This window comes from Parafrankia sp. FMc2, from assembly GCF_041008525.1.
Classification (GTDB): domain Bacteria; phylum Actinomycetota; class Actinomycetes; order Frankiales; family Frankiaceae; genus Parafrankia.
Genome location: NZ_JBFLUG010000456.1, coordinates 1 through 828, shown reverse-complemented (window position 1 = coordinate 828; position 828 = coordinate 1). Strand labels below are relative to the sequence as shown.

General features: G+C 68.4%; 1 protein-coding gene. It reads right to left on the bottom strand.

Annotated features, from left to right (window positions below; genetic code table 11):
• Positions 1–382, bottom strand: a 382-nt coding sequence (locus tag AB1460_RS37905) for a helix-turn-helix domain-containing protein (protein WP_368967413.1), incomplete at its 3' end; no start/stop codon positions are given.
• Positions 383–828 lie beyond the last annotated feature (446 nt).

The following is an 828-nucleotide window of genomic DNA, read 5'->3' as shown; positions in this document are numbered from 1 at the left end:
GCAGCAGATACGACGTGCCGCGCAGGGTGTAGCGGGTGTGGAACAGCCGGCCGATCAGCAGGGTCACCCGAGCCAGGGTCCAGCGCTGGTCGGGCCAGCCGTGCGCGGCCGGACCCCGGTCCAGTTCGGCCCGTAGCCGGTCGAGTTGACGGTCCGACAGGCGGCACGACGCCCCACTCGGCCCCCGCGACGCCAGCGCCGCGACGCCACCGGCCTTCCAGAGCCGTTTCCACTGGTAGGCCGACTTCGTACTCACCCGCAGCCGCCCGGCGACCTCGACCGGGTCGACCCCGGCGGCGAACAGGTCCGCCGCCTGCGCCCGGACCGCTTCCCGACGGGCACGACCCTGCGCGGTAAGCGCGCCACCATCCGCATACCTCATGCCAGCGGCAAGGGCCGAGCACGGCCGGGTCATACCCGGACGGACCGGATGTGATCAAACAGACCCCGACCATCCAAGATCTGTAGCAACGTTGGCGAACAACCATGTACGTCGGCGGCCTTCCACGGCCGAAAACGTACGTCCGCGGACGTTGAAATGACGGTCAGTTCGGCCTGAAAAGCGGAAGGTCGGCGGTTCGACCCCGTCCCTGCCCACCGCCTCTGACCAGGTTTTTGTCTCTCCGTTGAGCGCCTTGAACCTGACCCTCCGCCGTGATATTTCGGGCCGTTTCCACAGCGTGCGCTCAGCGGGGCGCGGACTGTCGCAGCCTCCGGAAAACTGACCCCCTGGGGGGCCGCGAAAGTTGACCCCCTGCTGAGGTAGGAGGGGTGCTGAAGGTGGAGGACTGGGCGGAGATCCGCCGGTTGCATCGGGCTGAGGGTGTA